The organism is Limnohabitans rimovensis (SeqCode) (assembly GCF_965234775.1).
In the GTDB taxonomy this organism is placed as follows: Bacteria; Pseudomonadota; Gammaproteobacteria; order Burkholderiales; family Burkholderiaceae_C; genus Limnohabitans; species Limnohabitans rimovensis.
The window spans coordinates 40,511-62,479 of the sequence record NZ_OZ248569.1 but is presented as its reverse complement, the minus strand read 5'-3'; the positions used below and the strand labels follow the sequence as shown (position 1 = coordinate 62,479).

Annotated in this window: 21 protein-coding genes; 9 read left to right on the top strand and 12 right to left on the bottom strand. The window is 60.0% G+C overall.

Annotated elements, in window-relative coordinates:
- Nucleotides 1-20: 20 nt before the first annotated feature.
- From AC8GFZ_RS14295 to AC8GFZ_RS14285, 3 genes are read right to left on the bottom strand one after another with little or no spacing between them, the layout of a single operon-like run.
- Nucleotides 21-515, bottom strand: coding sequence for a TRAP transporter small permease (locus tag AC8GFZ_RS14295; protein WP_506645584.1), 495 nt, complete (start codon nt 513-515; stop codon nt 21-23).
- The gene (locus AC8GFZ_RS14290) at nt 515-1,246 is read right to left on the bottom strand and encodes an aldolase (protein ID WP_506645583.1); all 732 of its coding nucleotides are present in this window, start codon (nt 1,244-1,246) and stop codon (nt 515-517) included. The genes AC8GFZ_RS14295 and AC8GFZ_RS14290 overlap by 1 nt, the downstream gene beginning before the upstream one ends.
- Nucleotides 1,243-2,274 carry a TRAP transporter substrate-binding protein gene (locus AC8GFZ_RS14285; RefSeq protein WP_506645582.1) on the bottom strand — a complete coding sequence of 344 codons (1,032 nt, stop codon included), beginning with the start codon at nt 2,272-2,274 and terminating at the stop codon, nt 1,243-1,245. The genes AC8GFZ_RS14290 and AC8GFZ_RS14285 overlap by 4 nt, the downstream gene beginning before the upstream one ends.
- A 244-nt stretch (nt 2,275-2,518) precedes the next feature.
- On the opposite strand from AC8GFZ_RS14285, the gene AC8GFZ_RS14280 reads away from it, so the two are divergent.
- Together AC8GFZ_RS14280 and ilvD are read left to right on the top strand one after the other, a co-directional pair.
- Nucleotides 2,519-3,535 (top strand): NAD-dependent epimerase/dehydratase family protein, encoded by a 1,017-nt coding sequence (locus tag AC8GFZ_RS14280; RefSeq protein WP_506645581.1) that lies wholly within the window; start codon nt 2,519-2,521, stop codon nt 3,533-3,535.
- A gap of 10 nt (nt 3,536-3,545) precedes the next feature.
- Nucleotides 3,546-5,267, top strand: coding sequence for a dihydroxy-acid dehydratase (ilvD, locus tag AC8GFZ_RS14275; RefSeq protein ID WP_506645580.1), 1,722 nt, complete (start codon nt 3,546-3,548; stop codon nt 5,265-5,267).
- 72 nt (nt 5,268-5,339) lie between these two features.
- Here the strand turns inward: ilvD and AC8GFZ_RS14270 are convergent, their stop codons facing one another.
- Entirely contained in the window at nt 5,340-6,581 is a 1,242-nt protein-coding gene (locus tag AC8GFZ_RS14270; protein ID WP_506645688.1) for a mechanosensitive ion channel family protein, read from the bottom strand.
- 186 nt (nt 6,582-6,767) lie between these two features.
- Between AC8GFZ_RS14270 and mltB the strand changes: the two genes are divergently transcribed.
- Nucleotides 6,768-7,934, top strand: coding sequence for a lytic murein transglycosylase B (mltB, locus tag AC8GFZ_RS14265; RefSeq protein WP_506645579.1), 1,167 nt, complete (start codon nt 6,768-6,770; stop codon nt 7,932-7,934).
- A 3-nt stretch (nt 7,935-7,937) separates the two neighbouring features.
- Here the strand turns inward: mltB and murB are convergent, their stop codons facing one another.
- Nucleotides 7,938-9,002, bottom strand: coding sequence for a UDP-N-acetylmuramate dehydrogenase (murB, locus tag AC8GFZ_RS14260; protein WP_506645578.1), 1,065 nt, complete (start codon nt 9,000-9,002; stop codon nt 7,938-7,940).
- A 44-nt stretch (nt 9,003-9,046) separates the two neighbouring features.
- Here murB and AC8GFZ_RS14255 point away from each other — a divergent pair, with 44 nt between their 5' ends.
- Nucleotides 9,047-9,532, top strand: coding sequence for a YajQ family cyclic di-GMP-binding protein (locus AC8GFZ_RS14255; RefSeq protein WP_506645577.1), 486 nt, complete (start codon nt 9,047-9,049; stop codon nt 9,530-9,532).
- A 47-nt stretch (nt 9,533-9,579) separates the two neighbouring features.
- On the opposite strand, the gene plsY is transcribed toward AC8GFZ_RS14255, so the two are convergent.
- From plsY to AC8GFZ_RS14240, 3 genes are all read right to left on the bottom strand, one after another.
- Nucleotides 9,580-10,155, bottom strand: a complete 576-nt coding sequence (plsY, locus tag AC8GFZ_RS14250) for a glycerol-3-phosphate 1-O-acyltransferase PlsY (protein ID WP_506645687.1) — start codon at nt 10,153-10,155, stop codon at nt 9,580-9,582.
- A 130-nt stretch (nt 10,156-10,285) separates the two neighbouring features.
- A complete protein-coding gene (locus tag AC8GFZ_RS14245) occupies nt 10,286-11,359 on the bottom strand; it encodes an aldo/keto reductase (RefSeq protein ID WP_506645576.1) in 1,074 nt (357 codons plus the stop codon).
- 48 nt (nt 11,360-11,407) lie between these two features.
- A complete protein-coding gene (locus tag AC8GFZ_RS14240; RefSeq protein WP_506645575.1) occupies nt 11,408-13,204 on the bottom strand; it encodes an acetate--CoA ligase in 1,797 nt (598 codons plus the stop codon).
- A gap of 25 nt (nt 13,205-13,229) precedes the next feature.
- On the opposite strand from AC8GFZ_RS14240, the gene AC8GFZ_RS14235 reads away from it, so the two are divergent.
- From AC8GFZ_RS14235 to AC8GFZ_RS14220, 4 genes are all read left to right on the top strand, one after another.
- Nucleotides 13,230-14,138 (top strand): alpha/beta fold hydrolase, encoded by a 909-nt coding sequence (locus tag AC8GFZ_RS14235; protein WP_506645686.1) that lies wholly within the window; start codon nt 13,230-13,232, stop codon nt 14,136-14,138.
- A complete protein-coding gene (locus AC8GFZ_RS14230) occupies nt 14,135-15,376 on the top strand; it encodes a BaiN/RdsA family NAD(P)/FAD-dependent oxidoreductase (protein ID WP_506645574.1) in 1,242 nt (413 codons plus the stop codon). The genes AC8GFZ_RS14235 and AC8GFZ_RS14230 overlap by 4 nt, the downstream gene beginning before the upstream one ends.
- Nucleotides 15,377-15,505: 129 nt before the next feature.
- On the top strand, nt 15,506-15,718 hold the full coding sequence (gene rpsU, locus AC8GFZ_RS14225; RefSeq protein WP_506645573.1) for a 30S ribosomal protein S21: 213 nt from the start codon (nt 15,506-15,508) through the stop codon (nt 15,716-15,718).
- A gap of 73 nt (nt 15,719-15,791) precedes the next feature.
- Nucleotides 15,792-16,238 (top strand): GatB/YqeY domain-containing protein, encoded by a 447-nt coding sequence (locus AC8GFZ_RS14220; protein ID WP_506645572.1) that lies wholly within the window; start codon nt 15,792-15,794, stop codon nt 16,236-16,238.
- A gap of 149 nt (nt 16,239-16,387) precedes the next feature.
- Here AC8GFZ_RS14220 and AC8GFZ_RS14215 read toward each other — a convergent pair whose 3' ends face one another.
- From AC8GFZ_RS14215 to AC8GFZ_RS14205, 3 genes are read right to left on the bottom strand one after another with little or no spacing between them, the layout of a single operon-like run.
- Nucleotides 16,388-18,163, bottom strand: coding sequence for a TRAP transporter large permease (locus tag AC8GFZ_RS14215; RefSeq protein WP_506645685.1), 1,776 nt, complete (start codon nt 18,161-18,163; stop codon nt 16,388-16,390).
- The gene (locus AC8GFZ_RS14210; protein ID WP_506645571.1) at nt 18,163-19,176 is read right to left on the bottom strand and encodes a TRAP transporter substrate-binding protein; all 1,014 of its coding nucleotides are present in this window, start codon (nt 19,174-19,176) and stop codon (nt 18,163-18,165) included. Before AC8GFZ_RS14210 ends, AC8GFZ_RS14215 begins: the two co-directional genes overlap by 1 nt.
- Nucleotides 19,177-19,185: 9 nt before the next feature.
- Complete coding sequence (locus tag AC8GFZ_RS14205) at nt 19,186-20,076, bottom strand: TRAP transporter TatT component family protein (protein WP_506645570.1); 891 nt, start codon at nt 20,074-20,076, stop codon at nt 19,186-19,188.
- Between the two features lie 114 nt (nt 20,077-20,190).
- On the opposite strand from AC8GFZ_RS14205, the gene ppk2 reads away from it, so the two are divergent.
- Entirely contained in the window at nt 20,191-21,102 is a 912-nt protein-coding gene (ppk2, locus tag AC8GFZ_RS14200) for a polyphosphate kinase 2 (RefSeq protein WP_506645569.1), read from the top strand.
- Here the strand turns inward: ppk2 and AC8GFZ_RS14195 are convergent.
- On the bottom strand, nt 21,051-21,938 hold the full coding sequence (locus AC8GFZ_RS14195) for an NUDIX hydrolase (RefSeq protein WP_506645568.1): 888 nt from the start codon (nt 21,936-21,938) through the stop codon (nt 21,051-21,053). The genes ppk2 and AC8GFZ_RS14195 overlap by 52 nt on opposite strands.
- Nucleotides 21,939-21,969: the final 31 nt, after the last annotated feature.

The window sequence follows — 21,969 nt, the reverse complement described above, 5'->3', positions numbered from 1 at the left end:
GTTTCTCGTGGGCAGCGGTATCAGGTGGTGGTCGGGCCCAGCGAGCCATGCTCGCGGTGGGGAATGAAAATCAGCGCCAAGTGGGTCAAGGCCGCAATGACAATCATCGTGCCCATGATGTAGGCCACGGGTGCCAGGGGCAGTTTGAGGACATTGGTGGTGTCGCCATATTCGGCCACACGCACTGCGCGGCGAAAAATCAAATAGCCAATGCCCGACAAGGTCAGACAACAAATGACATCTGACAGCTTGTTGAAAAAGGATTTGACCGCCGGGCTCATCAAAGTGTCCAAGGTGTCAATGACAATGTGCTCGCGGCGCATGGACACCAGCGGCAGCGCGGCGTAAATCAACACAGCCAAAGCCATTTCGGTCATCTCAAAACCGCCGGGCAAAGGTTTGTTGAGCACATAGCGCCCGAACACATCGACGGTGGTGATGATCATCATCAAAAACAGCACTGCCGCAGAAATCACACCCAATAGTTTTTCCAAGGTTTTGGTCACGCCTGTCATCACTTTTCTCCTGCGCGCGATTGTCGTGCTTTGCGCACCCAGGCATCAAAAGTGATGTTCATGATGCGGTCGGTGCGCAAAAAGTCACGGGCGCGCCGGGCTTGCTCCGCATCCACGGGCACCACCCCACCCACTGCTGCCGCATTGATTTGCAAGCGCGCCATGCGTTCCATGAAGACGGCCAAAAAACAAGCCTCTTGCACACTGCGCCCCGCGGTGAGCAAGCCGTGGTGGGCCAAGAGCAAAGCATGGGCTTGTCCCAGGCTGGCGCTGATCAGTTCGCCCTCGCGATCGGCCGTGGGCAAGCCCGGCCACTCCGGCAAAAAAACCATGTCTTCAAACAAGGGGGTGGCGTCCATGTGGGCGACCACCACGGGCACTTTGGCGGCAGCCAGTGCAGACGCCGCTGGCGGATGGGTGTGCACGATGGCGTTGACATCGGGCCGGCTGCGGTACACCCACAGGTGAAAGCGGGTGGCGGGGTTGGGCTCACGGATGCCGTGAGCCCCCTGCCCTTCAAGAACTTTCAAGTCGTTGTCGATCAACAGCCACGACCCGGGTGTGGCCTCGCCAAAAGCCAAACCCAGGGGCAAGGTCCAGTAGCAGTTGTCGCGCGGTCCGCGAGCGGTCAACTGCCCGGCCAGGCCCGACTCGTGATCCTCATCCGACAGTATCCAAGCGCAATGCGTTAAAAGCTCGCGCGGATCAAGCCCCAAGTTGCTCAATTTCAACGGCCAGCGGCCACCTTTTTGAGCTCTTCGTGGAACTCGGCATAAACCTTGGCGCCGTCAATGCCTTTGGCATTGGCTGCTTTGATCCAATCGTTGATCAGGGGTTCGGTGCGCTTGCGCACATCGGCCACAAAAGCAGGGTTGGCATCGACCATCACCACACCGGCCGCCTTCAAGGCTTCAATGCCCACCTTGTCAGCAGCGTCCCAAGCCTTGCCGGCCAAGCGGGCCAAGGCCTCGCCCGACACCGAGGTGATGGCGTCTTGGTCTTGCTTGGACAGCTTGTTCCACTTGTCTTCATTCATGAAAAAGCCAAATGACGAAGAGTAGAAACCGCCGGGGAAGTAGGTGGCGTGCTTGACCACTTTGTCCAGGTTGAAGGATTTGATGGATTCAGAGGGGAAGAAGGTGGCATCGGCCACGCCAGAAGACAGCAATTCGTAGGACTCAGGTGCTGGCTTGACCAAGGGAGAAGCACCCAGGGCCTTGGCCGAGGCTTCAGAAATGCCACCGCCGCTGCGCACCTTCATGCCCGACAAATCAGCCACCGAATTGACCGGCTTTTTGACCGAGAACATTTGCCCGGGGCCGTGGGTGAACACGCCCAGCAACTTCACGCCTTTGTATTCGTTGGCTTGCTGCAAATACTTCCAGTGGATGCGGTTGTAGGCCACCGAATTGACTTCTGCTGAGCCACCAGAACCTGGCAACTCGGCGAGCAATGGCAAAGGATGGCGTGCAGGTGTGTAGCTGGCAGTGACATAGGACACATCCACCAATCCGTCGCGCACACCGTCAAAAGTGCCGGCTGCGGCCATGGGTGCCTTGGGCAGCATTTGCAATTTGACGCGGCCGTTGGTGGCCTTTTCAACCGCTGCAGCCCAACCACCCAGCACATCACGGGTCAAGGGGTGGCTCGGGCCGACCCAGCTGGACATGGTCAAGGTGGTTTGCGCCGAAACGCCACCCACGGACAAGACACCCAGCACGGTTGCGGTCAGGGCAAATTTGAATGCGGAGAACTTCATGGTTCAACTCCAATAAAAGGGGGGATTGGCGAAAAAGATCAAGTTTTACAACAGATTGATCAGTATAGACAGCCCCACAGCCCCTCAAGCCCAGTGAAAACCCGACCGGGCGGTTGGTTAACGGACAAGGCGCTCCAGCGCCAAAACCTCCAGCGTTTTATCAAGATGGGCATCAACAACCATCACCATCCGAAAAAATGCACCGATAAGATAGGCCCATGCCACCTCGTCCCTACTGCCGCCCATGAAGACCGAGCACGCCAGCACCATGTGGCCGCCTCGGCGTGTGCTGGTCACCGGTGCCGCGGGATTTTTGGGCCAAGCCCTGGTGGTCAAGCATCTGGCGGCCGCCAGTGGCACCTGTGATGTGCTGCTCACCGATCTGGCGCCCAGCCAAACCAGCCCGGCCCATGCGCGCTGGGTGTGCGGCGATGTGGCCGACCCCCAGCTGTGGGACCGTTTGATGGAGAAACCCATTGATTTGGTGATCCATTTGGCCGCCATCGTCAGTGGCCGCGCCGAGGCCGATCCGCTGCTGGGCCGCAGGGTCAATTTGATGGCCCCGTTGGAAATGCTCGAGCGCTGCCGTTTGCAACACAGCGCCACCGGCATCCGAGCCCGGGTGGTGCTGAGCAGCTCCATCGCCGTTTATGGCACGCCCCTGCCACTGCGCATGCGCGACGACCACCCCATCCGCCCCAGTCTCAGCTATGGCGCGCACAAGCGCATGATGGAAATCGACCTGGCCGATGCCTCGCGCCGGGGCGAGATCGATGGCCGCGCCATTCGTTTGTCGGGTGTGGTGGTGCGCCCACCCCAAGCCAATGGGGCTTTATCCGGGTTCAACAGCGACATGATCCGCCAGCCCCTTACAGGGCACGATTACACCTGCCCCGTGGGCCCCGACGCCTGCACCTGGCTGACCAGTTTGGATGTGGCCGTTGACCAGTTGTGGCATGCGGCGCAAACCAGCGAGGAACGTTGGACGCAAGCCCTGCCTGTTGGCGAATGCGCCCTCAACGCCCCGACGTGGCCGGTCACCATGACTGACTTGCAACAGGCTTTGGGCGACATCGACGCCACAGCGCCCCAGCGATTGCGCTTTGATCCCCATTCGCCCTTGCACGAACAATTTGGCCGTTGGCCCCAAGACGTGGCTTTTGATCAAGCTGCCCAATTGGGCATGCCCAGCGACTGGCAACGCCACCAAGGTAATTTGGCCCACATGCTGCGTGCAGCCATGGACCCCATCAACCACTGAAGCCTGACCCATGACCCAGCCCAAACGCCCCCCATTCACCCCACCCACCCGCTTGAACTCGGCCCAACTCATCGAGGGCCTGGACCGCACGCCGCACCGGGCTTTTTTGCGCGCAGTGGGCGTGGATGAAGCCGACTTTGGCAAACCCATGATCGGCATCGTCAGCCAACACGGCGAGAACACGCCCTGCTCCATGTCCTTGGGGCCGCAAGCCGATGCGGCGCGGCTGGGGGTGGCGGCGGGCCAAGGCATTCCGGTGCCCTTCACCACGGTGTCGGTGTCGGATGGTTTATCAATGAACCACAAAGGCATGCGCATGAGCCTGGTCTCGCGCGAACTGGTGGCCGACTCCATCGAGGCGGTGATGGTCGGCCACGCTTATGACGGCTTGGTGGGTTTTGCCGGTTGCGACAAAACCTTGCCCGGCGTGCTGATGGCCATGGCGCGGCTGAACTGCCCCAGTGTGTTTGTGTATGGCGGGGCCATGTTGCCCGGCCAATGGCGCGGCAAAGACGTGACCATCTTGACCGCTTACGAGGGCGTGGGCGCGGTAATGACTGGCCAAATGACCGAGGCCGAGTTGGGCGAGTTGGAGCGCCAATGCGCGCCCACCGTGGGCTCATGCCCGGGTCAATTCACCGCCAACACCATGGCCATGGTGGCCGAAACCCTGGGCCTGGCCCTGCCCGGTTCGGCCATGATGCCCGCCGTTTACAGCGAACGCTTGGCCCTGGCGCGTGCGGCGGGTCGGCGGGTGACCGAGATTTTGCGCACGGGTGGCCCGCTGCCGCGCGACCTCATCACCCGCGAATCCCTAGAAAACGCGGCCGCAGTGGTGGCCGCCACTGGCGGCTCGACCAACGCCGGCTTGCACCTGCCGGCGATTGCGCACGAAGCAGGCATTGCGTTCACCTTGGACGATGTGGCCGAGGTGTTTGCGCGCACCCCCTTGATTGCCGATTTGCAACCCGGCGGGCGATTTTTGGCGGTGGACTTGCACCGGGTGGGCGGCACCCGGTCGGTGCTCAAGGCCTTGCTCGACGGCGGTCACCTGCATGGCCAAGCCCTCACCTTGTCGGGCCGCACGCTGGCCGAAGAATTGGCGCACACCCCAGCACCCGACGGCCAAGTGGTGCGACCCACCAACCAAGCCATCATGGCCACGGGCGGCGTGGTGGTGCTCAAAGGCAACCTGGCGCCAGACGGCGCCTTGATCAAAGTGGCGGGCTTGAAAAAACTGGTTTTTGAAGGCCCGGCACGGGTGTTTGAAAACGAAGAAGACGCTTACGCCGCCGTGTCGGCCAAGCAATACCAGGCTGGGGATGTGCTGGTCATCCGCAACGAAGGGCCCCGCGGAGGACCGGGCATGCGCGAGATGCTGGGCGTGACCGCCTTGGTGTATGGCCAAGGCATGGGCGAGCAAGTGGCCCTGATCACCGATGGCCGCTTTTCAGGCGCCACCCGCGGCATGATGATTGGCTATGTGGGGCCAGAGGCTGCCGCCGGTGGGCCGATTGGCTGGCTGCGCGACGGTGACCGCATCCGCATCGATGGCCAAGCCGCACGCTTGGATGTGCTGGTGGACGCAGCCACCTGGGCCCAGCGCCAAGCCGAAGCACCCCAGCCACCTGCCGAGCACCTGAGTGGGGTGCTGGAAAAATACGCCAAGCTGGTTTCACCCGCCCGCCTTGGCGCGGTGACCCACAGCGGACCGCCGCGACAACCCAGCTGAGTGCGCTCAAGCGGCCGGTCTGACCGCTCTGTTGGCTGATGCAGTCTCAGGCCCCCGGCGGCTTACATGCACTCAAGCCGGCTGTCGCCACTCGAGCGCGGCCACCGCCAGCACCACACCCTTGTCGCGCAGGGCTTGCAATACGGCCAAGTTCACCTCCGAGCGCACGCTGAGCTGGGCGATCATCGGGTCTTTGATCCAGTACACCAAGGTGAACTGCAAACCCAGCGGTGTGACTTCACGCAATTGGGCTTGGGGGGCGGGGTCATGGATCACGCGTTCAACCGCCAAAGCCGCTTGGACCAAAGCCGCCTGCACCACATCCACATCGCTGTCGTGTTTGACCGTCCAGTTGGAGCTGAGGATCAATCCATCTGCAAAAGGCAGCGGTACATCGCGCCTTTGCTTGAGCACCATGCCGGTGGTCAAGTCCTGGTTGGGCACCACCGCATCTTGGCCATTGGCCCCGCGAATCAAGGTGTAACGGGTGGTGATGTCCACCACCTGCCCTTCAAATGAATGCATCACGATGTTGTCGCCAATGCGCAGTGAGCGCTCCAGCAAAATCACAAACCCACTGACGTAATTGGCCGCCAGGTTTTGCAGGCCAAAGCCCAAACCGACCCCCAAGGCACCACCCAACACCGACAAAGCGGTGAGGTCCACGCCAATCGAAGACAGCGCAATCACCAACCCCAAAAACATGAGCAAGGCCCGCAAGGCGTTGCCAGCCATTTTGCGCACCGACAAGTCCGACACCGCTGGGGCGATCAGGGCACGCTCGGCCAAAGTGGACAGCCACAAAGTCACCATCAGCACCAAACCGGTGTAGGCCGCGCCTTGCAGCAAGGTGAGCAAACTCAACTTGTTCTTGCCAAAAACCAGCTCCACCGCTTCCAACTCGTGCAGCAAAGGTTTGTCCAGGCCGGTGAACCACATGACCAGCGCCAACCACACCAACCATGACACCGAGCGCTCCATCCACTGCACACTGCGCGATTGCGGAAACAAGCCGGTGAGCAAGCGCACCAACATGCGAATCACCACCAAAGACAACAGCACCGGCAGCGCCAAGCTCAGCAGCGGCGTCGGGCCATGTGTGGCGGCCAGCGCGCGCAAGCCAAACACCAAGACCAGCGCCAAAAAGGGAAACACAAAACCCTTTGTCACCGAACGGCCGGTCCACCGTGTGTGGCCGCTCATCGCCTGGGACACGCGCCGTGTCAATGCCCAAGCCACGCCCAAGCACAGCAATAAACCGAGCAACTCCAACCACCACAGCGGGTGTTGAATGTCTTGCAACAACTGATCCATGTCACGCACGATTGACTCCTGGCAAACGATGCCACCAGCCCGCCCTGGGGCTGCGGGGCGCTCACACTGTGCCACACTTGTGTTGTTGCCCTCTCACCCTGCTTGCTCACCATGCCGTCTCGCTGCCATTTCACCCTGTCAATGTGTGCCTGCACCGATCGCCCTGTGCAACAGGCCAGGTCTGGGATGGAAAGCTTGCATCGCTGGGTCGCGATGGCGCAAAGCCACTTGACACCGGCGCGGTGGGCATGGCTTTCCGTGCTGCTGGTGTCTTTGTGCGCGGCCCCGTGGGCGGCGGCCCAAACAAAAAACAACCCGCCCAAGGCGTCCACTGCGGCGCAGCAGCAACGGGCTGCCAAACCGGGCAAATCCCAGCACCGCGCCAAAGCGGCCAAGGCCCCGGCCCATGGCGACACCCCCGAAGTACAGGCCTTGGCCGAGCGACTGGCCCAGGCCCACCAACTGCCACTGACTTGGGTGCGCCGCCAAATTGCCCACGCTGCGCGCCTGGACAGCTTGTCTGCACTGGTCTTGCCACCGGCCACCCCCAGCGCCAAAAACTGGCAAGCCTATCGAGCGCGCTTTGTGGAACCGCGCAGAATAGCCGCCGGGCTGGCGTTTTGGCAACAACACAAGCACGCACTGCAACGGGCCGAGCAAACCTACGGTGTGCCCGCCGAACTGGTGGTGGGCATCATTGGCGTGGAAACTTATTTTGGTCGGCACATGGGCAACTTTCGGCTCATCGATGCCTTGAGCACCTTGGCCCTGAACTTCCCCACCGAGCACCCCCGCCACGCAGAGCGAAGTGCATTTTTTCAAGCCGAGCTGGGCCACTTTTTGGCGCAGGCCCATCGGGCTGGACCTTCGGCTTTGAATGCCAAGGGCAGTTATGCAGGCGCAGCGGGGTGGCCCCAATTCATGCCCTCCAGCGTGGCCCAATGGGCGGTGGATTTTGATGGCGATGGTCGCATCGACTTGGCGCGCAGCCCGGTGGATGCGATTGGCTCGGTGGCCAACTACCTGAAATCATTTGGTTGGGTCAGCGGCATGCCCACCCACTACCCCGTCACCCCGCCTGCTGACCCGACCCAGCGCGAAACCCTGCTGCTGCCTGACATCTTGCCCAGTTTCAGCGCCGAACGCATGACCGAGCTGGGCGCCACGCTTCAAGGCCCTGGTATGCAGCACAGCGGCCCCTTGGCCTTGGTGGAATTGCACAACGGCGGGGAAGAACCGAGTTATGTTGCCGGGACCGAGAATTTTTATGTGGTCACCCGCTACAACTGGAGCAGCTATTACGCCCTGGCGGTGATTGATTTGGCCCAAGCCATCCGCGACGCCCGGCCTTGAAGCTCAAACCACCACCGGCTCGGGCTCGAGCATGATGCCAAAGCGTTCGTAAACACTGGTTTGGATGGCCTTGGCCAAGGTCATCACTTCACCACCGGTGCAAGGTGATTCGCGCCCGCCCCGGTTGACCAACACCAAGGCTTGTTTGTCGTACACACCCGCCTGCCCCACCGATTTGCCCTTCCAGCCGCAGGCGTCGATCAGCCAACCCGCAGCCAGCTTGATGCTGCCGTCGAGCATGGGGTAATGCACCACGCCCGGGTCGCGGCCAATGATGTCGGCGCATTGCTCGGGAGTGACACTGGGGTTTTTGAAAAAGCTGCCCGCATTGCCCAGCACGGCGGGGTCCGGCAACTTGGCGCGGCGAATCTCGCACACCCAGTCAAAAACCTCCATCGCTGTGGGCTGGGTTTGACCGGTGCTGGTCACTTTGCGCTGCAAATCGGCATAGCCCAACAGGGGACGCCATTTTTTCGCCAGCCGAAAACGCACGCGCAGGATGGCGGCCCGCCCCGCCAAGCCCATGTGGCGAGTGCCATGCTGCGATGGATCAGGTCCGTGTTTGAACACCGAATCCCGGTATGCAAAGGCGCATTGGGCCGCATCCAAGGTGAACACCTCTCCCCTGTCGAGGTCCACCGCGTCCAATGAATCAAACACGTCTTGCAGTTCCAGGCCGTATGCGCCGATGTTTTGCACCGGCGTGGCACCAACATTGCCGGGTATGAGGGCCAGGTTTTCCAGGCCCGGCCAACCCTGGGCCAAGGTCCAGGCCACAAAGTCGTGCCAGTTTTCGCCCGCCTCGGCCTCCACCCACCAGTGGCGGGCGTCCTCGCGCAACAAACGCCGACCCTGGTTTTCCATTTTGATGACCAAGGGTTTGACGTCACCGGTGATGACGATGTTGCTGCCCCCACCCAGCACAAACTTGGGTTGACCAAGCCAAACCGGGTCGCGCAGCAGGGCTGGCAAGGCCTCGGTCTGGGTCACCCGCACCAGTTGCAGCGCCTTGGCGGCGATGCCAAAGGTGTTGTAGGGTTGCAGGGGGACATTCGACTCGATCTTCATGGGAGAATTGTCGCACCCCATTTTTTCACCCGAGAAGTAACACCATGCCCTCTTTTGACACCGTTTGTGAAGCCGATTTGGTTGAGGTGAAAAATGCTGTCGACAACGCGGCCAAAGAAATCGGCACCCGTTTTGACTTCAAAGGCACCTCCGCATCGATTGAATTCAAGGACAAAGAGATCACCTTGATTGGGGACGCGGACTTTCAACTCGAGCAAATCGACGAAATCTTGCGCAACAAACTGGCCAAGCGCAATGTCGATGTGCGGTTTTTGGACAAAGGCACGGTGCAAAAAATCGGCGGCGACAAGGTCAAGCAAGTGGTCAAGGTGCGCAATGGCATCGAAGCCGAGGCCGCCAAAAAAATCCAGCGTTTGGTCAAAGACAGCAAAATCAAAGTGCAAGCCAGCATCCAAGGTGACGCCATCCGGGTCAATGGCACCAAGCGCGACGATTTGCAAGCGGTGATGGCCCTGATCCGCAAAGATGTGCCCGAGTTGCCGCTGAGCTTCAACAACTTTCGCGACTGAGCCCACGCCCACGCCCACGCCCAGGCCCAGGTCGGGCTGGGCTCGTCTCAGCCCTTGGCGCCGATGCGCGACTCTTTGCCCGCGATCAAACGGGCAATGTTGTCCTTGTGGCGATACAACAGCACCACACTCATGACGCCAATGGACAGGGCAATGATGGGCGCGCCTGACCACACCACTTTCGCGCCCAGCAGGTAAAAGGCCGGGGCAAACACCGCTGCGGCCACAGCGGCCAAGGATGAATAGCGCGAAAAATACGCCACGATCAACCACGTGGCCATGGTCGCCAGGCCCAGCCAAAAATCCACACCGAACAACACGCCCGCTGCGGTGGCCACCCCTTTACCGCCTTTGAAGCGAAAGAACACCGGCCACACATGGCCGGCAAAGGCGGCCAAGGCACAAGCTGCAATCAGGCCGTCGGTATCCATGCCGGGCAAGCGCTGAACCACAAACACGGGCACCCAGCCTTTGACGGCATCGAGCAACAGGGTCAACACGGCAGCCGCTTTGCTGCCCGAGCGCAGCACATTGGTGGCCCCCGGGTTTTGGCTGCCGTAGGTGCGCGGGTCTTGCAAGCCCATCATGCGGCTGACGATGACCGCAAACGACAGTGAACCCATCAAATAAGAGGCCACAACTGCAGCCCCTGCTTGGAGGAGAAAAAAATCCACATCAACCTTTCAAAAAACCCGGGGTGTTTGCAGCCCCCCAAATGGCCGGGTGGGTCGCTGGCCGGGGGGGCGCTTCATGTCATTGTGCGGGGTCGCGCAGGTCTTTGCGGATGGCATCGATGTCGGCCAACACGTCTGCCGACAACAACGTGCCCCAGGCGGCCAGGTTTTCTTCCAGATGCGCCACGGAGGTCACCCCGATGATGGTGCTGGCCACACGCCACTGGGTGTAGCAAAAAGCCAAAGCCATTTGGGTCGGGGTCATGCCATTTTTTTGCGCCAAGCTGTTGTAGCGGCGCGAAGCCGCCAGCGACTCGGGGCGACCCCAGCGCTGGGCTTTCATGGCGTCAAATTTTCCCAAACGGCCCACAGGCGGGTGGTCGCCATGGATGCCCATGGCGTCGTACTTGCCCGTCAGCGAGCCAAACGCCAATGGCGAGTAAGCCAGCAAAGACACGCCCAAGCGGTGCATGGTCTCGTCCAAAGCGTTTTCATAACTGCGGTTGGTCAAGCAATATGGGTTTTGCACTGACGCGATGCGCGGCAACCCGTGCTGCTCTGCAAGCCGCACAAACTCATGCACCCCATACGGCGTTTCATTGGACAAACCGATGTGGCGCACCTTGCCTTGCTGCACCAGTTTGGCCAAGGCCTGCAACTGCTCGTGGATGGGGGTTGCCGATTTTTCTTTGCTGGGGTCGTAGTACATGGCCCCAAAAGCCGGCACATGGCGCTCGGGCCAATGGATTTGGTACAGGTCAATGACATCGGTTTGCAAGCGCTTCAAGCTGGCGTCGCACGAGGCCAAGATGTCTTGGGCTGTCATGCCCTCACCCGCACGCACCCAAGGCATGCCCCGCGATGGGCCGGCCACTTTGGTGGCCAACACAATGCGCTGGCGCATGCCCGGGTGTTGGGCCAGCCAACGGCCAATGATGGTTTCCGTCGATCCATAGGTTTCGGCCCGGGTGGGCACCGAATACATCTCCGCCGTGTCGATGAAATTGACCCCCAAGGCCACGGATCGGTCCAAGATGGCGTGGGCAGTGGCTTCGTTGACCTGCTCGCCAAAAGTCATGGTGCCCAAGCAAATGGGGGTGACGTGTAAATCGCTTTGTCCCAAGCGAACAGGGTTGAGTGAAAGTGGGTTCATGGCGATGAGTTTACTGTCGGGCATGCGCCAAGGGCCGAACCCCAGCCATCAGGCCTGGCGCAGCCCAGCGCGCTGCTCTTCTTGTAAACGCAGCACCCGCCTTTGCACTTTGCCCGTGGTGGTCATGGGCAAAGCGTCGATGAACTCCACGTCTTTGGGGTATTCGTAGGGGGCCAACTGGCCACGCACATGGTGCTGGAGTTCTTGCACCAGGTCTTCAGACGGCGCGAAACCGGCAGACAACACCACATAGGCTTTGACCACATTGCCGCGTTGCGCATCGGGCTTGGGCACCACCGCGGCATTGGCCACGGCCGGGTGCTTGAGCAAGCAGTTTTCGATTTCGCTGGGGCCAATGCGGTAGCCTGCGGCCTTGAACACATCGTCCGAGCGGCCTTGGTACCACAGGTAACCATCGGCGTCGCGGGTGGCCAAATCCCCCGTTCGGCACCAGTCCCCGGTGTATTTATCGGCCGTGGCCTGGGGATTGCGCCAATAGCCCAAAAAGAAAATCGGGTCGTCATGCCCATGCACATCGCGGCGATGCAAGGCCACATCGCCCACCTCGCCCACGGAACACACTTGGCCCAGATCGTTGATCACATCCACCCGGTGCCCTGGATACGGCCGGCCCATGCTGCCGGCACGCGCTGGCCAGCCCACGCCTGCACCGCTGTGCCCATTCATGGCGCAATTGCCGACGATGTAATTGATTTCGGTCTGACCAAACATCTCATTGACGGTCACGCCCAGCTTGTCTTGGCAATAGGCAAACACCGTGTCGCCCACGGCCTCGCCAGCGCTCATGATGGCTTGCAGCCGCAAGCGGTAGTTCTGGCGCGGCTCGGGAAAGGCCTTCATCATCGCCTTGAGCGCCGTGGGGAACAAAAAACTGTGGGTCACCCCGTGCTGCTGCATGAGCGAAAAGGCCAACTCCGGGCTGAAGCGCCCGCGCCAAGCCACGATGGGGCGGCCAAAGTACAAGGTGGGCATCAGGGCGTCGAGCAAGCCACCCGTCCAGGCCCAATCTGCCGGCGACCAAAACACCGCCGCGCTGGAGCGCTCGGCCAGGCTTGCAGCCATGCCCGCAGCGCGGGGCTGGGTGGTTGCCGGCCAGGGGTGGGCGGGGTCTGGCGTTACCGCGCCAGGGCCAAAGCCGAACCAGTTTTGGCTGCACACAAAACCGGTCAGGTTGCCGATCATGGCCTGGTGGGGAATCAGTGCGCCCTTGGGCGCCCCGGTGGTGCCGCTGGTGTAGATCAAGATGGCGGGGTCCTGGGCCAGGGTGGGGCACATGGGGAAATTGGGGGCATCCATGCCTCGCAAATCGGTCAGCACCTGGTCGGCTGCAGCCACCCCCGCCCCCAAGCCCACCACATGGCGCAAAGCTGGGGCTTGGTCGCGCACCGCCATGACCCCGGGCAATGAAGCCGCATCCACAAACACGGCCACGGCTTCGCTGTCGTGCAAGCGGTACGCCAAGGCCTCGGGCCCGAACAATTGCGACAAGGGCATGGCCACCGCACCCATTTGCAGGACGGCGATGTGCACCGCTGCGGTTTCAAAACATTGGGGCAACACCAAAGCCACGCGGTCGCCGCGTTGCACCCCCCAGGCCGTCAATCGGTGGCTGAGCGCATTGGCCGCTTGTTGCAGTTGGGCATAGCTGTGGTGGATGGGCGCTTGCCCCTCGCGGTGCTCGACGATGGCGGCTTGGTCAGCCACTTCGGGCATCTGGGCCCAACGCCGGCAACAAACCTCGGCGATGTTGAAATGGCTGGGCACCTGCCACACCAACCCGGTGTGCATGCTGCGGTGGTGATCAACTTGGGAAGAGGCCTTCATGCGCAAGATCCTTATGATCCAAGGAATGTACCAAGCCCAGAAACCCTCCCGATCCTCGTTTATCCCCATCCGCGGTCTGCAATACCACTTGCGCGAATGGGGCCAGCGCCAAGCCGGCGAAACACCCCTGGTGCTTTTGCACGGCTGGATGGATGTGTCGGCATCATTTCAGTTTGTGGTCGACGCCTTGGCGAAAAATCGCTGGATCGTGGCGCCCGATTGGCGCGGTTATGGCCTGAGCGACCCGGGTGCCACCGACAATTTTTGGTTTCCGGACTACCTGGCCGACCTGGACGCTTTGCTCGACCACCTGTGCCCCGAACAAAGCATCGATCTGGTCGGCCACAGCATGGGCGGGCATGTGTCCATGCTGTACAGCGGCGTTCGGCCCGAGCGCATTCGCCGTTTGGTCAACCTGGAAGGGTTTGGCATGGCGGCCACCATTCCTGCCCAAGCGCCGGGGCGTTATGCCCAGTGGTTGGACCAACTGCGCCAGTTGCGGTCGGGCGAGATGGCCCTGCGCCCCTATGCGGATCAGAACGGCGTGGCCGAGCGTTTGATGAAAAACAACCCCCGTTTGTCTGCCGACAAAGCCCAATGGCTGGCCCCACATTGGGCCGAGCAGCAAGCCGATGGCCAGTGGATCATCCGCGGCCACCCAGCGCACAAAGTGGTCAACGCCCAGTTGTACCAAGTGGAAGAAACCAAAGCCGTTTACCAACGCATCAGCGCCCCCACCTTGGTGGTGCACGCCAGTGACGACAGTTTGCAAACCTGGTGGAAGGGCAAATACGGGCGAGAAGAGTTTCACCAACGGGCGAGCGTGGTTCCCAAGTTGCAGCATGCCACCCTGCCCGATACCGGTCACATGCTGCACCACGACCAGCCCCAGGCATTGGCAGACATGATCGAAGCCTTTTTGGCAAACCCATGAGCACCTGTGATGTGGCCATCGTGGGCGCTGGCGCGGCAGGCTTGTTTTGCGCTGGCATCGCCGCCCAGCAAGGTTTGTCGGTGGTGCTGATCGACCACCACCCCAAATTGGCCGAAAAAATCCGCATCTCTGGCGGCGGGCGCAGCAACTTCACCAACAAAGACATCGATGCCCAAGCCCCGCACAAACACTTTTTGGGCGAGAACCCCCTGTTCGCCCGCAGTGCCTTGTCGCGCTACACCGCGCAAGACTTCATCGCCCTGGTGCAAAGCCACGGCATGGCCTTCCATGAAAAGCACAAAGGCCAGTTGTTTTGCGACCGCTCATCGCAAGACCTGATCGACCTGCTTTGGCAAGAGTGCCAGCGCGGCGCCCAAGGCGGCAGCGTGGAGTTGTGGCAACCCTGTGGGGTGAAAGCCGTGCGCCACCACCCCGGCCAAAGCCACGCCTACGCCCTGGACACCGACCGCGGTGCCTTGCGTGCCCAGGCCCTGGTGGTGGCCACAGGTGGGCTGTCCATCCCCCAAATTGGTGCCTCAGACTTTGGTTACCGCTTGGCGAGTCAGTTCAACCTGCCCCTGGTGCCCACCCGGCCTGGACTGGTACCGCTGACCTTTGGCGGGGACGATGGCGCCATATGCGCCCAAATGGCGGGCGCATCCCTGCCCGTGCACATCTCGACCGGCACCGGCAAAGCCCAGACGGGTTTTGACGAAGACCTGCTGTTCACCCACCGCGGCCTGTCGGGCCCCGCGGTTTTGCAAATTTCAAGCTTTTGGCAATTGGGCGCGCCCATCGCCGTCAACCTTTTGCCGCAACTCAGCCTGCCCCAAGCCCTGGGCCAGGCCAAACAAATCTCGCGCAAGAGCATTGCCAACGAACTGGCCCAATGGCTGCCCACCCGGCTTGCCAATGCCTGGGTGGCGCGCGAACCCCACTGGCAGCGCCCCATCAACCAAGCCAGCGACCGCGCCTTAGATGGTTTGGCCCAAGCCCTGACGGACTGGGCCTTGCAACCCACTGGGACCGAAGGCTACAAAAAAGCCGAGGTCACGGTGGGCGGCGTGTCCACCCAAGCTTTGTCGCAAAAGACCATGGAATCGACCCAAAAAGGCCTGTATTTCATTGGCGAGGTGGTCGACATCACCGGTTGGCTGGGGGGCTACAACTTCCAATGGGCCTGGTCCAGCGCCCATGCCTGCGCCACAGCTTTGGGGGCGGCGCTCAAACCGCTATAATGCTTGACTTTGCTGGCAAACCCCCAACGGCCTGATCACCTGAAGTTGGGGAACAACCGCAGACACGGCTTTGAAGCCCGATCTTCTTCAAAACCCTCTGTTTGCACATCACGGAAACATTTCCTACACATGACCACGATCCGAGTTAAAGACAACGAACCTTTCGACGTCGCCCTGCGCCGCTTCAAGCGCACCATTGAAAAATTGGGCTTGCTCACCGACCTGCGTGCCCGCGAGTTTTACGAAAAACCCACGGCCGAGCGCAAGCGCAAAAAGGCTGCCGCTGTCAAACGCCACTATAAGCGCGTTCGCAGCATGCAGTTGCCCAAAAAGATGTTCTGAGCCTGCGGGCCCCAGTGCACACAGCCCGCCGGGTTCCGCCCGTGCGGGTTTTTTTCATTTTTCAGGAGTTTCCATGAGCCTCAAAGAACGCATCACAGACGACATGAAAACCGCCATGCGGGCCAAAGACAGCGAGCGCCTGGGAACCATCCGCCTCTTGCAGTCGGCCATGAAGCAAAAAGAGGTCGATGAACGCATTGAGTTGGACGACGCCGCCATCGTGGCCATCGTCGACAAAATGATCAAGCAGCGCAAAGACTCCATCGCCGCCTTTGAGCAAGCCGCCCGCCAAGACCTGGTGGACAAAGAAAAGGCCGAGTTGACCGTGCTCAGTGCCTATTTGCCCGAACGCCTGTCGGCCCAAGAACTGAGCGACGCCGTTCAAGCCATCGTGAAAGAGTTGGGCGCCAGTGGCCCCGGCGACATGGGCAAAGTGATGGGTGCAGTCAAAACCCGTTTGGCCGGCAAGGCCGACATGGGTGCCGTGTCGGCAGCCGTCAAAGCGGCCCTGGCCCCTTAAGCCGCTGCGGCGGCCTGAATAAAGTTGCGCCCTCTGGGGCCTTGCAATGCCCGATAAATCATCTTTTCAGCCACTTATGGTGAGCTGGGAGAGGTGATGAAGCGCATTGTTAAAGCCAATGGCTGAATGAATAGCCGTTCGCGGCAAATTCAGGGCATGCTCCCCAGGTAAGTTGGCAAGCCCAGGGCCACCAGGGGCAGCCATGAAATGACCATGGTTCCGATAAAAATCGCCAGCAATGCGGGCAACACGGACTTGGCCACCGTGCGAATCGGCTTTTTAAAGATGGCCGACGCAAAGAATATGTTCATGCCCGCAGGCGGGCATAAAAACCCCATCTCCATATTGGCCAAGAAAATGATGCCGAAGTGGACCGGGTCAATGCCATAGCTCATGGCCAGGGGCAATAACAAGGGCACCAACACCACGATGGCCGCATAAATTTCCATCAGGGCGCCCGCCACAAACAAAAACACATTCAATGCCAGCAAGAACAGGTATTTGTTTTGGGTCAGGCCTTGCACCGCATCGATCACCAAATCGGGAATGCCGGCATCCACCAGGTAATTGGTGAGCCCCAAAGCCATGCCCAAAATCAACATCACACCCCCAATGATTTGCGCGCATTGGGACAAGCACTCGCCCAACGAACGCCAGCTCAACTCCCGGTGCGCCCATCCCAAGGTCAAGATGGCATAGGCCGCCGTTAATGCCGCGCTTTCAGTGGGCGTTGCCAAGCCACTGACCAGTGATGCGATGGCCACCACGGGGGCCAGTATTTCCCATTTGGCATTCCAAATGGCACGGCGCACATCGACGGTTTGAGCCACTGGCGGCGGTCCATGGCGAGTTGCCCGCAAATAACCGCCAAACACCAACAGACAAATGATCATCACCAGGGCGGGCACCAAACCCGCCAGAAACATGGTGTTGATGGGCACTCGGGCAATGATGGCGTACATGATCAAGGGCACCGATGGGGCCAGCAAAACGCCCAAGGCGCTGGCACTCGTGACCAAGCTGATGCCGCGTTGCTCTGGGTAGCCGGCATTGCGCAGCAAGGGCAACAACAAGCCCCCCAAAGCCAAAATGGTCACACCACTGCCACCGGTAAAAGCCGTGAAAAATGAGCACAAGACCGTGGCTGCCAGCAATGTGCCGATCAGACCATTTCCGAAAATCGCCAGAAACAAAACCCCCAAACGCTGAACCGCCCCCGTTTTGGCAAACAACAAACCAGCCAGGGTGAACAAGGGCAAGGCCGGCAAGGACGGATTCACCGTCATTTGGTATTGCGACAGGGCAATGGAGGCCAAAGGCAAACCATCGCTCCAGAACAATGCCAAGGCCAGACCGCCCAACACGGCAAATATGGGCGCACCGCAAAGCAGTGCGGCGACCAATAAAACCAGGCCAGGCCACAGGGGGAGCACTTCGCCATCCCAGCCAGCGGCCAAAGCCAAGCCAGCCAGCGGCCAAAGGCACGACCGTGCCCGATCGACCCAAGCCGTGCCGGCACCCTGCCCAGAGAGTTTGATGCCCAAAATCGCAAAACCCAAGGGCATCACGAGTTGCAGCCACCACACAGGCAGGCCATAAGCCAAATCTTTGGGTGACTGCATTTCAGATTTGACAAACTGCCAACTGGCCCAGGTCAAACAACCACAAATCACGCCGGCGGCCACACGCGCAAACCCTTCACCGCGCTCGAACAAACGGCCCAAACTGGTCAAATGGCCATGGCGCTGAGCGGCCACCGCACCCCACATGGCCATCACCAAGCCCATGTGCTGCACAAACAAAGGGGCGTTTTCGAAGCCACGCCCTGTGATCGGTCGGCCCACCATTTCAACCAAAGGAATCAGCACCATCAAAGACAGCGCCACAGCAGCCAGCACTTCATCCACACGGCCCAAATACCGCATCACTTGCGCCCAGCTCGGTAGGCCTTGACGTGCTGAAACACCTCATCAAAGGTTTCAGCAGGCACCAAATTGCCGCGAATGCGCGGATACAACTTGTCAGCCAACTCTTGCCATTCGCGCAATTGATCTGGGTTGGGCTTGTTCACCACCAAGCCTCTTTTGCGCATGGCCTCGACCGCCTCTTCAACCTCTTGGCGGGCTTTGTTGCGGATCAGCACACCCGCTTTTTCGCCGGCACTGCGCAGGGCCTGCCGCCCGGCGGGTGACATGTCGTCCCAGGCCTTTTGGGTCACCACCAAAGCCCCCACTACCGGGGCCCAATTGATTTCCAACATGTGCGGGACTTTGCTGTAAATTTGGGTGGCCAGGGCAAAGTAAGGCGTGGAAGGCACCACATTGATCATGCCGGTTTGAATGGAGGGCAAGATGTCTGTGGTCTCGAGAGGCACGGGCGTGAAGCCCAGACTTTTCATGATTTCTTGTTGTTCGCTTTCACCCGCAAATGAAAAGAACTTCATTTTTTTGAAGTCGTCGGGCCGCATCAAGGCATCTTTGGAGAAAAACCGGACCCAGCCCGCATCCCCCCAGGCCAAGACCACGAAACCCTTGTCCAAAAACTTTTTCTCCATGGACGCGCGCATTTTTTCTCGCACGTGATCCACTTCGTCCCAGGTTTTGAACAGCAAGGGGATGGATTGCAAGGCATTGATGGAGGGCTCAATTTCGCTCAAACCGACGATGGACAACAAAGCCCCTTGCAGTTGACCAATGCGCATGCGCCGGGCCAGCTCTGCCTCGCCACCTTGGGACCCATCGGGGAAAACCACGTATTTGGCATTGCCCCCTTGGGCCTGCCGCCAAGCCTCACCAATTTCCAACAGTTGGCGGTGATACAGCGAATTTTTGGGCGCGAGCGTGCCAATGCGCAAGGGCTTATCGGAAGCCAGCGCTGATGCCCCCATCAATCCGCACAGCAACAAAGAACCTGCCAACCGGGCCATTCGATCAAACATAGGTCTCTTTCAAAAAAGATCGTCCATCGTGTCCAACAGCCAAGCGGCGCGTGCGCGCATGACTTCATTTTCCAAGTGGCGATGCGCAGCGCTGATCCGAATCGCTTCTTTCAGCCATTGCGCGAACAATTGGGGATCTTGCTTGGCCATGGCAATGCTTTCGGCTTTGGCCACCCAAGGTCCAGCACTTTGGCCCTTGCTTTGCGCGATGGCTTGGTCAAAGTACTTTTCAGCCAGGGTGAGCGACCCACCTGGGCTGGAAGCTTCAAAGGTTCCCATCAAGCTCGACAAGCTGCCACGGCCATGGTCAGGCTTGGTTTCCCATGCCAGCTTGGCCAACTTCATGGCCAAGGGCAGGTCGGCGACCGTATCCGGGTCGTCTTTGGACAAGGAAATCATTCCACCCCAAGCGGCAGCCGCCCAATAGGCCACGCCCACTTGCGCATCCGTGAGGCGCAAAGTTGCACCAGGTTCCGCTTGCGTCAAGGCTTGGGTGAAGCCAGGCGTTGATGTTTCAAGGGCCAACATGGCATGCTTGTGCGCCCTGGCATACAAGCGGGCGGCACGCTCCTTCATCTGTTGAGCGGCTTTGGCGTCCTTGGATTGGATTTTGTCGGCCTCGAAAGACACGAATGCATAGGCATATTGGGTGAAACCGGCTGCCACAGACTCCGCCAGCTTCAAGTTGCCTGGCGTTTCGCGCAACACAGATTCCGACAATTTCAGATAAAAAGCACTGGCGTCACGGGCCAAATAAATATCGTCTTCAGCGTCTTGCCCTTGCGCGACCAAAGCATCGGCCACGTTGCTCAAAATAAAAGGGCGCACAGCGCAACCCGACAGCGAACCAAGCAGCCATAAGACCGAACACAAAAATAAGGCTTGCCGGAAAATTTTCATCTCAAAGATGGGCTGTGCTCATGCCAAAACTCTACTTTTTATTTGTTAAAAATTCGTGACATCTGTCATGAATTCGCCATAAACAAAAACGATGATGGTGTAAAGGAGTTTGTGATGAACGATAGGCCCACACTGGATACAGAGCAGTTGCGTAAGATCCGAGAGGATCTTTTGGACTCCATCGACGAGGAGTTGGAGATGTCGATGGAGGACGGCGAAGACGAAAATTCACCACACGCCAGCCCCGAAGAAAAACAGGCTCGCGCCACTTACTTTCGCGAACTGCTGCGCTTGCAAGGTGAGTTGGTCAAGCTGCAAGACTGGGTGGTGGCCACCAAGCAAAAGGTGGTGATTTTGTTTGAGGGCCGAGATGCAGCGGGCAAAGGGGGCGTGATCAAGCGCATCACCCAACGGCTCAATCCCCGCGTGTGCCGGGTCACCGCACTCCCCGCCCCCAACGATCGCGAACGCACGCAGTGGTACTTTCAACGCTACGCAGCGCATTTGCCTGCGGCTGGCGAAATTGTGTTGTTCGACCGCAGTTGGTACAACCGCGCTGGGGTGGAGCGGGTGATGGGTTTTTGCTCAGACGAGGAGTACGAAGAATTCTTCCGCTCGGTGCCTGAATTTGAAAAAATGCTGGGGCGCAGTGGCATCAAGTTGCTGAAGTATTGGTTTTCCATCACCGACGACGAACAACACGCACGGTTTTTAGGGCGCATCCACGACCCATTGAAGCAATGGAAACTCAGCCCCATGGATTTGGAGAGCCGACGCCGCTGGGAGGATTACACCCGCGCCAAAGAAACCATGATCGAGCGCACCCACATTCCTGAAGCGCCTTGGTGGGTGGTGCAAGCCGTGGACAAAAAGCGGGCGCGGCTCAATTGCATTGACCATTTGCTGGGCCAGTTCGATTACCACGAAGTGGCGCACGCTGAAATCGCCTTGCCTGCACGGGTTCGAAACCCCGACTACATCCGTTCGCCCGTTCCATCAGACATGGTCGTTCCCGAAAAGTACTGAGGGCTCAAAACGCCCTGCGCCACCACACAAGCCGCATCTTTGGAGAAATCGGCCATCCGGATGCGCGCCATCACCTCTGCGGGCGAAAGGCATTCAAACCCGCTGACTTCGCCATCGGTGTTGTGGGGAACCACGCCGTCTGGCAGCAAGAGGCTGAACACCAGCAGCGTCTCGTCGTGCCAGTCCTCAGCCTCCGATCGGGCGGTGGTGATGCGCCCGGCGCGCTGAACCTGATGCGCCAAGCTCGGCACTATGCCCGCCTCCTCATACAGCTCGCGCACCGCACACGACAAAATACCCTCCCCCGCCGCCAGGCCACCTGCCGCCAAGTTGTCCAATCGGCCTGGGTCGGTGGCTTTGCTGAGCGCTCGACGCGCGCACCACATCCGACCATCCGGGGTGAAGCCATTGATGTGAACCGCATGGCTGCGCAGGCCAAAAAACCGAAAAGCCGATCGCTCGAGGCGAAACCACTCTGGAAGCGCTGGGTCGGGGTCGTGCGAAATGGCGCCCCAATGGCTGTAACACTCGCCGCGCCAACCTCGGATCAAACCTTGTTCGCGCAAGGTTTGAGCGGCCAGCGCCAAGGCCTGAGAACGCAGCGCAGGTGAGAGGTGTTGGGCATCCCAGCGCACCACACCTGGCGCGCTGCTGACACCAGGGAGTGCGCCTTGCAGGGCTGGCACATGCTGGGCCTGCAACCAACCAATCGGCTCTGTGCCCATGAAAAACCGGCATGCATCGACCGGGCTTGGCGCAACAGCGCCATCGAGCAAGGTTTGCAAACGCGCTAGATCAGCATTTGATAAGGATTGGCGAAATCGGGTTGATGTCATATGAACAGAAGTGAAGAGTCATTGGCTTGTG

What these genes read in the sequence shown, in the direction of transcription:
- AC8GFZ_RS14280 (WP_506645581.1), top strand. Translation starts at nt 2,519, where the DNA reads ATGAAGACCGAGCACGCCAGCACCATGTGGCCGCCTCGGCGTGTGCTG.
- AC8GFZ_RS14195 (WP_506645568.1), bottom strand. Translation starts at nt 21,938, where the DNA reads ATGACATCAACCCGATTTCGCCAATCCTTATCAAATGCTGATCTAGCG.
- AC8GFZ_RS14220 (WP_506645572.1), top strand. Translation starts at nt 15,792, where the DNA reads ATGAGCCTCAAAGAACGCATCACAGACGACATGAAAACCGCCATGCGG.
- AC8GFZ_RS14205 (WP_506645570.1), bottom strand. Translation starts at nt 20,076, where the DNA reads ATGAAAATTTTCCGGCAAGCCTTATTTTTGTGTTCGGTCTTATGGCTG.
- AC8GFZ_RS14270 (WP_506645688.1), bottom strand. Translation starts at nt 6,581, where the DNA reads ATGGATCAGTTGTTGCAAGACATTCAACACCCGCTGTGGTGGTTGGAG.
- plsY (WP_506645687.1), bottom strand. Translation starts at nt 10,155, where the DNA reads ATGGGTTCACTGTCGTTTGCGGTCATCGTCAGCCGCATGATGGGCTTG.
- AC8GFZ_RS14215 (WP_506645685.1), bottom strand. Translation starts at nt 18,163, where the DNA reads ATGCGGTATTTGGGCCGTGTGGATGAAGTGCTGGCTGCTGTGGCGCTG.
- AC8GFZ_RS14240 (WP_506645575.1), bottom strand. Translation starts at nt 13,204, where the DNA reads ATGAAGGCCTCTTCCCAAGTTGATCACCACCGCAGCATGCACACCGGG.
- AC8GFZ_RS14285 (WP_506645582.1), bottom strand. Translation starts at nt 2,274, where the DNA reads ATGAAGTTCTCCGCATTCAAATTTGCCCTGACCGCAACCGTGCTGGGT.
- AC8GFZ_RS14210 (WP_506645571.1), bottom strand. Translation starts at nt 19,176, where the DNA reads ATGTTTGATCGAATGGCCCGGTTGGCAGGTTCTTTGTTGCTGTGCGGA.
- ilvD (WP_506645580.1), top strand. Translation starts at nt 3,546, where the DNA reads ATGACCCAGCCCAAACGCCCCCCATTCACCCCACCCACCCGCTTGAAC.
- ppk2 (WP_506645569.1), top strand. Translation starts at nt 20,191, where the DNA reads ATGAACGATAGGCCCACACTGGATACAGAGCAGTTGCGTAAGATCCGA.
- AC8GFZ_RS14235 (WP_506645686.1), top strand. Translation starts at nt 13,230, where the DNA reads ATGTACCAAGCCCAGAAACCCTCCCGATCCTCGTTTATCCCCATCCGC.
- AC8GFZ_RS14230 (WP_506645574.1), top strand. Translation starts at nt 14,135, where the DNA reads ATGAGCACCTGTGATGTGGCCATCGTGGGCGCTGGCGCGGCAGGCTTG.
- AC8GFZ_RS14295 (WP_506645584.1), bottom strand. Translation starts at nt 515, where the DNA reads ATGACAGGCGTGACCAAAACCTTGGAAAAACTATTGGGTGTGATTTCT.
- murB (WP_506645578.1), bottom strand. Translation starts at nt 9,002, where the DNA reads ATGAAGATCGAGTCGAATGTCCCCCTGCAACCCTACAACACCTTTGGC.
- AC8GFZ_RS14255 (WP_506645577.1), top strand. Translation starts at nt 9,047, where the DNA reads ATGCCCTCTTTTGACACCGTTTGTGAAGCCGATTTGGTTGAGGTGAAA.
- mltB (WP_506645579.1), top strand. Translation starts at nt 6,768, where the DNA reads ATGGAAAGCTTGCATCGCTGGGTCGCGATGGCGCAAAGCCACTTGACA.
- rpsU (WP_506645573.1), top strand. Translation starts at nt 15,506, where the DNA reads ATGACCACGATCCGAGTTAAAGACAACGAACCTTTCGACGTCGCCCTG.
- AC8GFZ_RS14245 (WP_506645576.1), bottom strand. Translation starts at nt 11,359, where the DNA reads ATGAACCCACTTTCACTCAACCCTGTTCGCTTGGGACAAAGCGATTTA.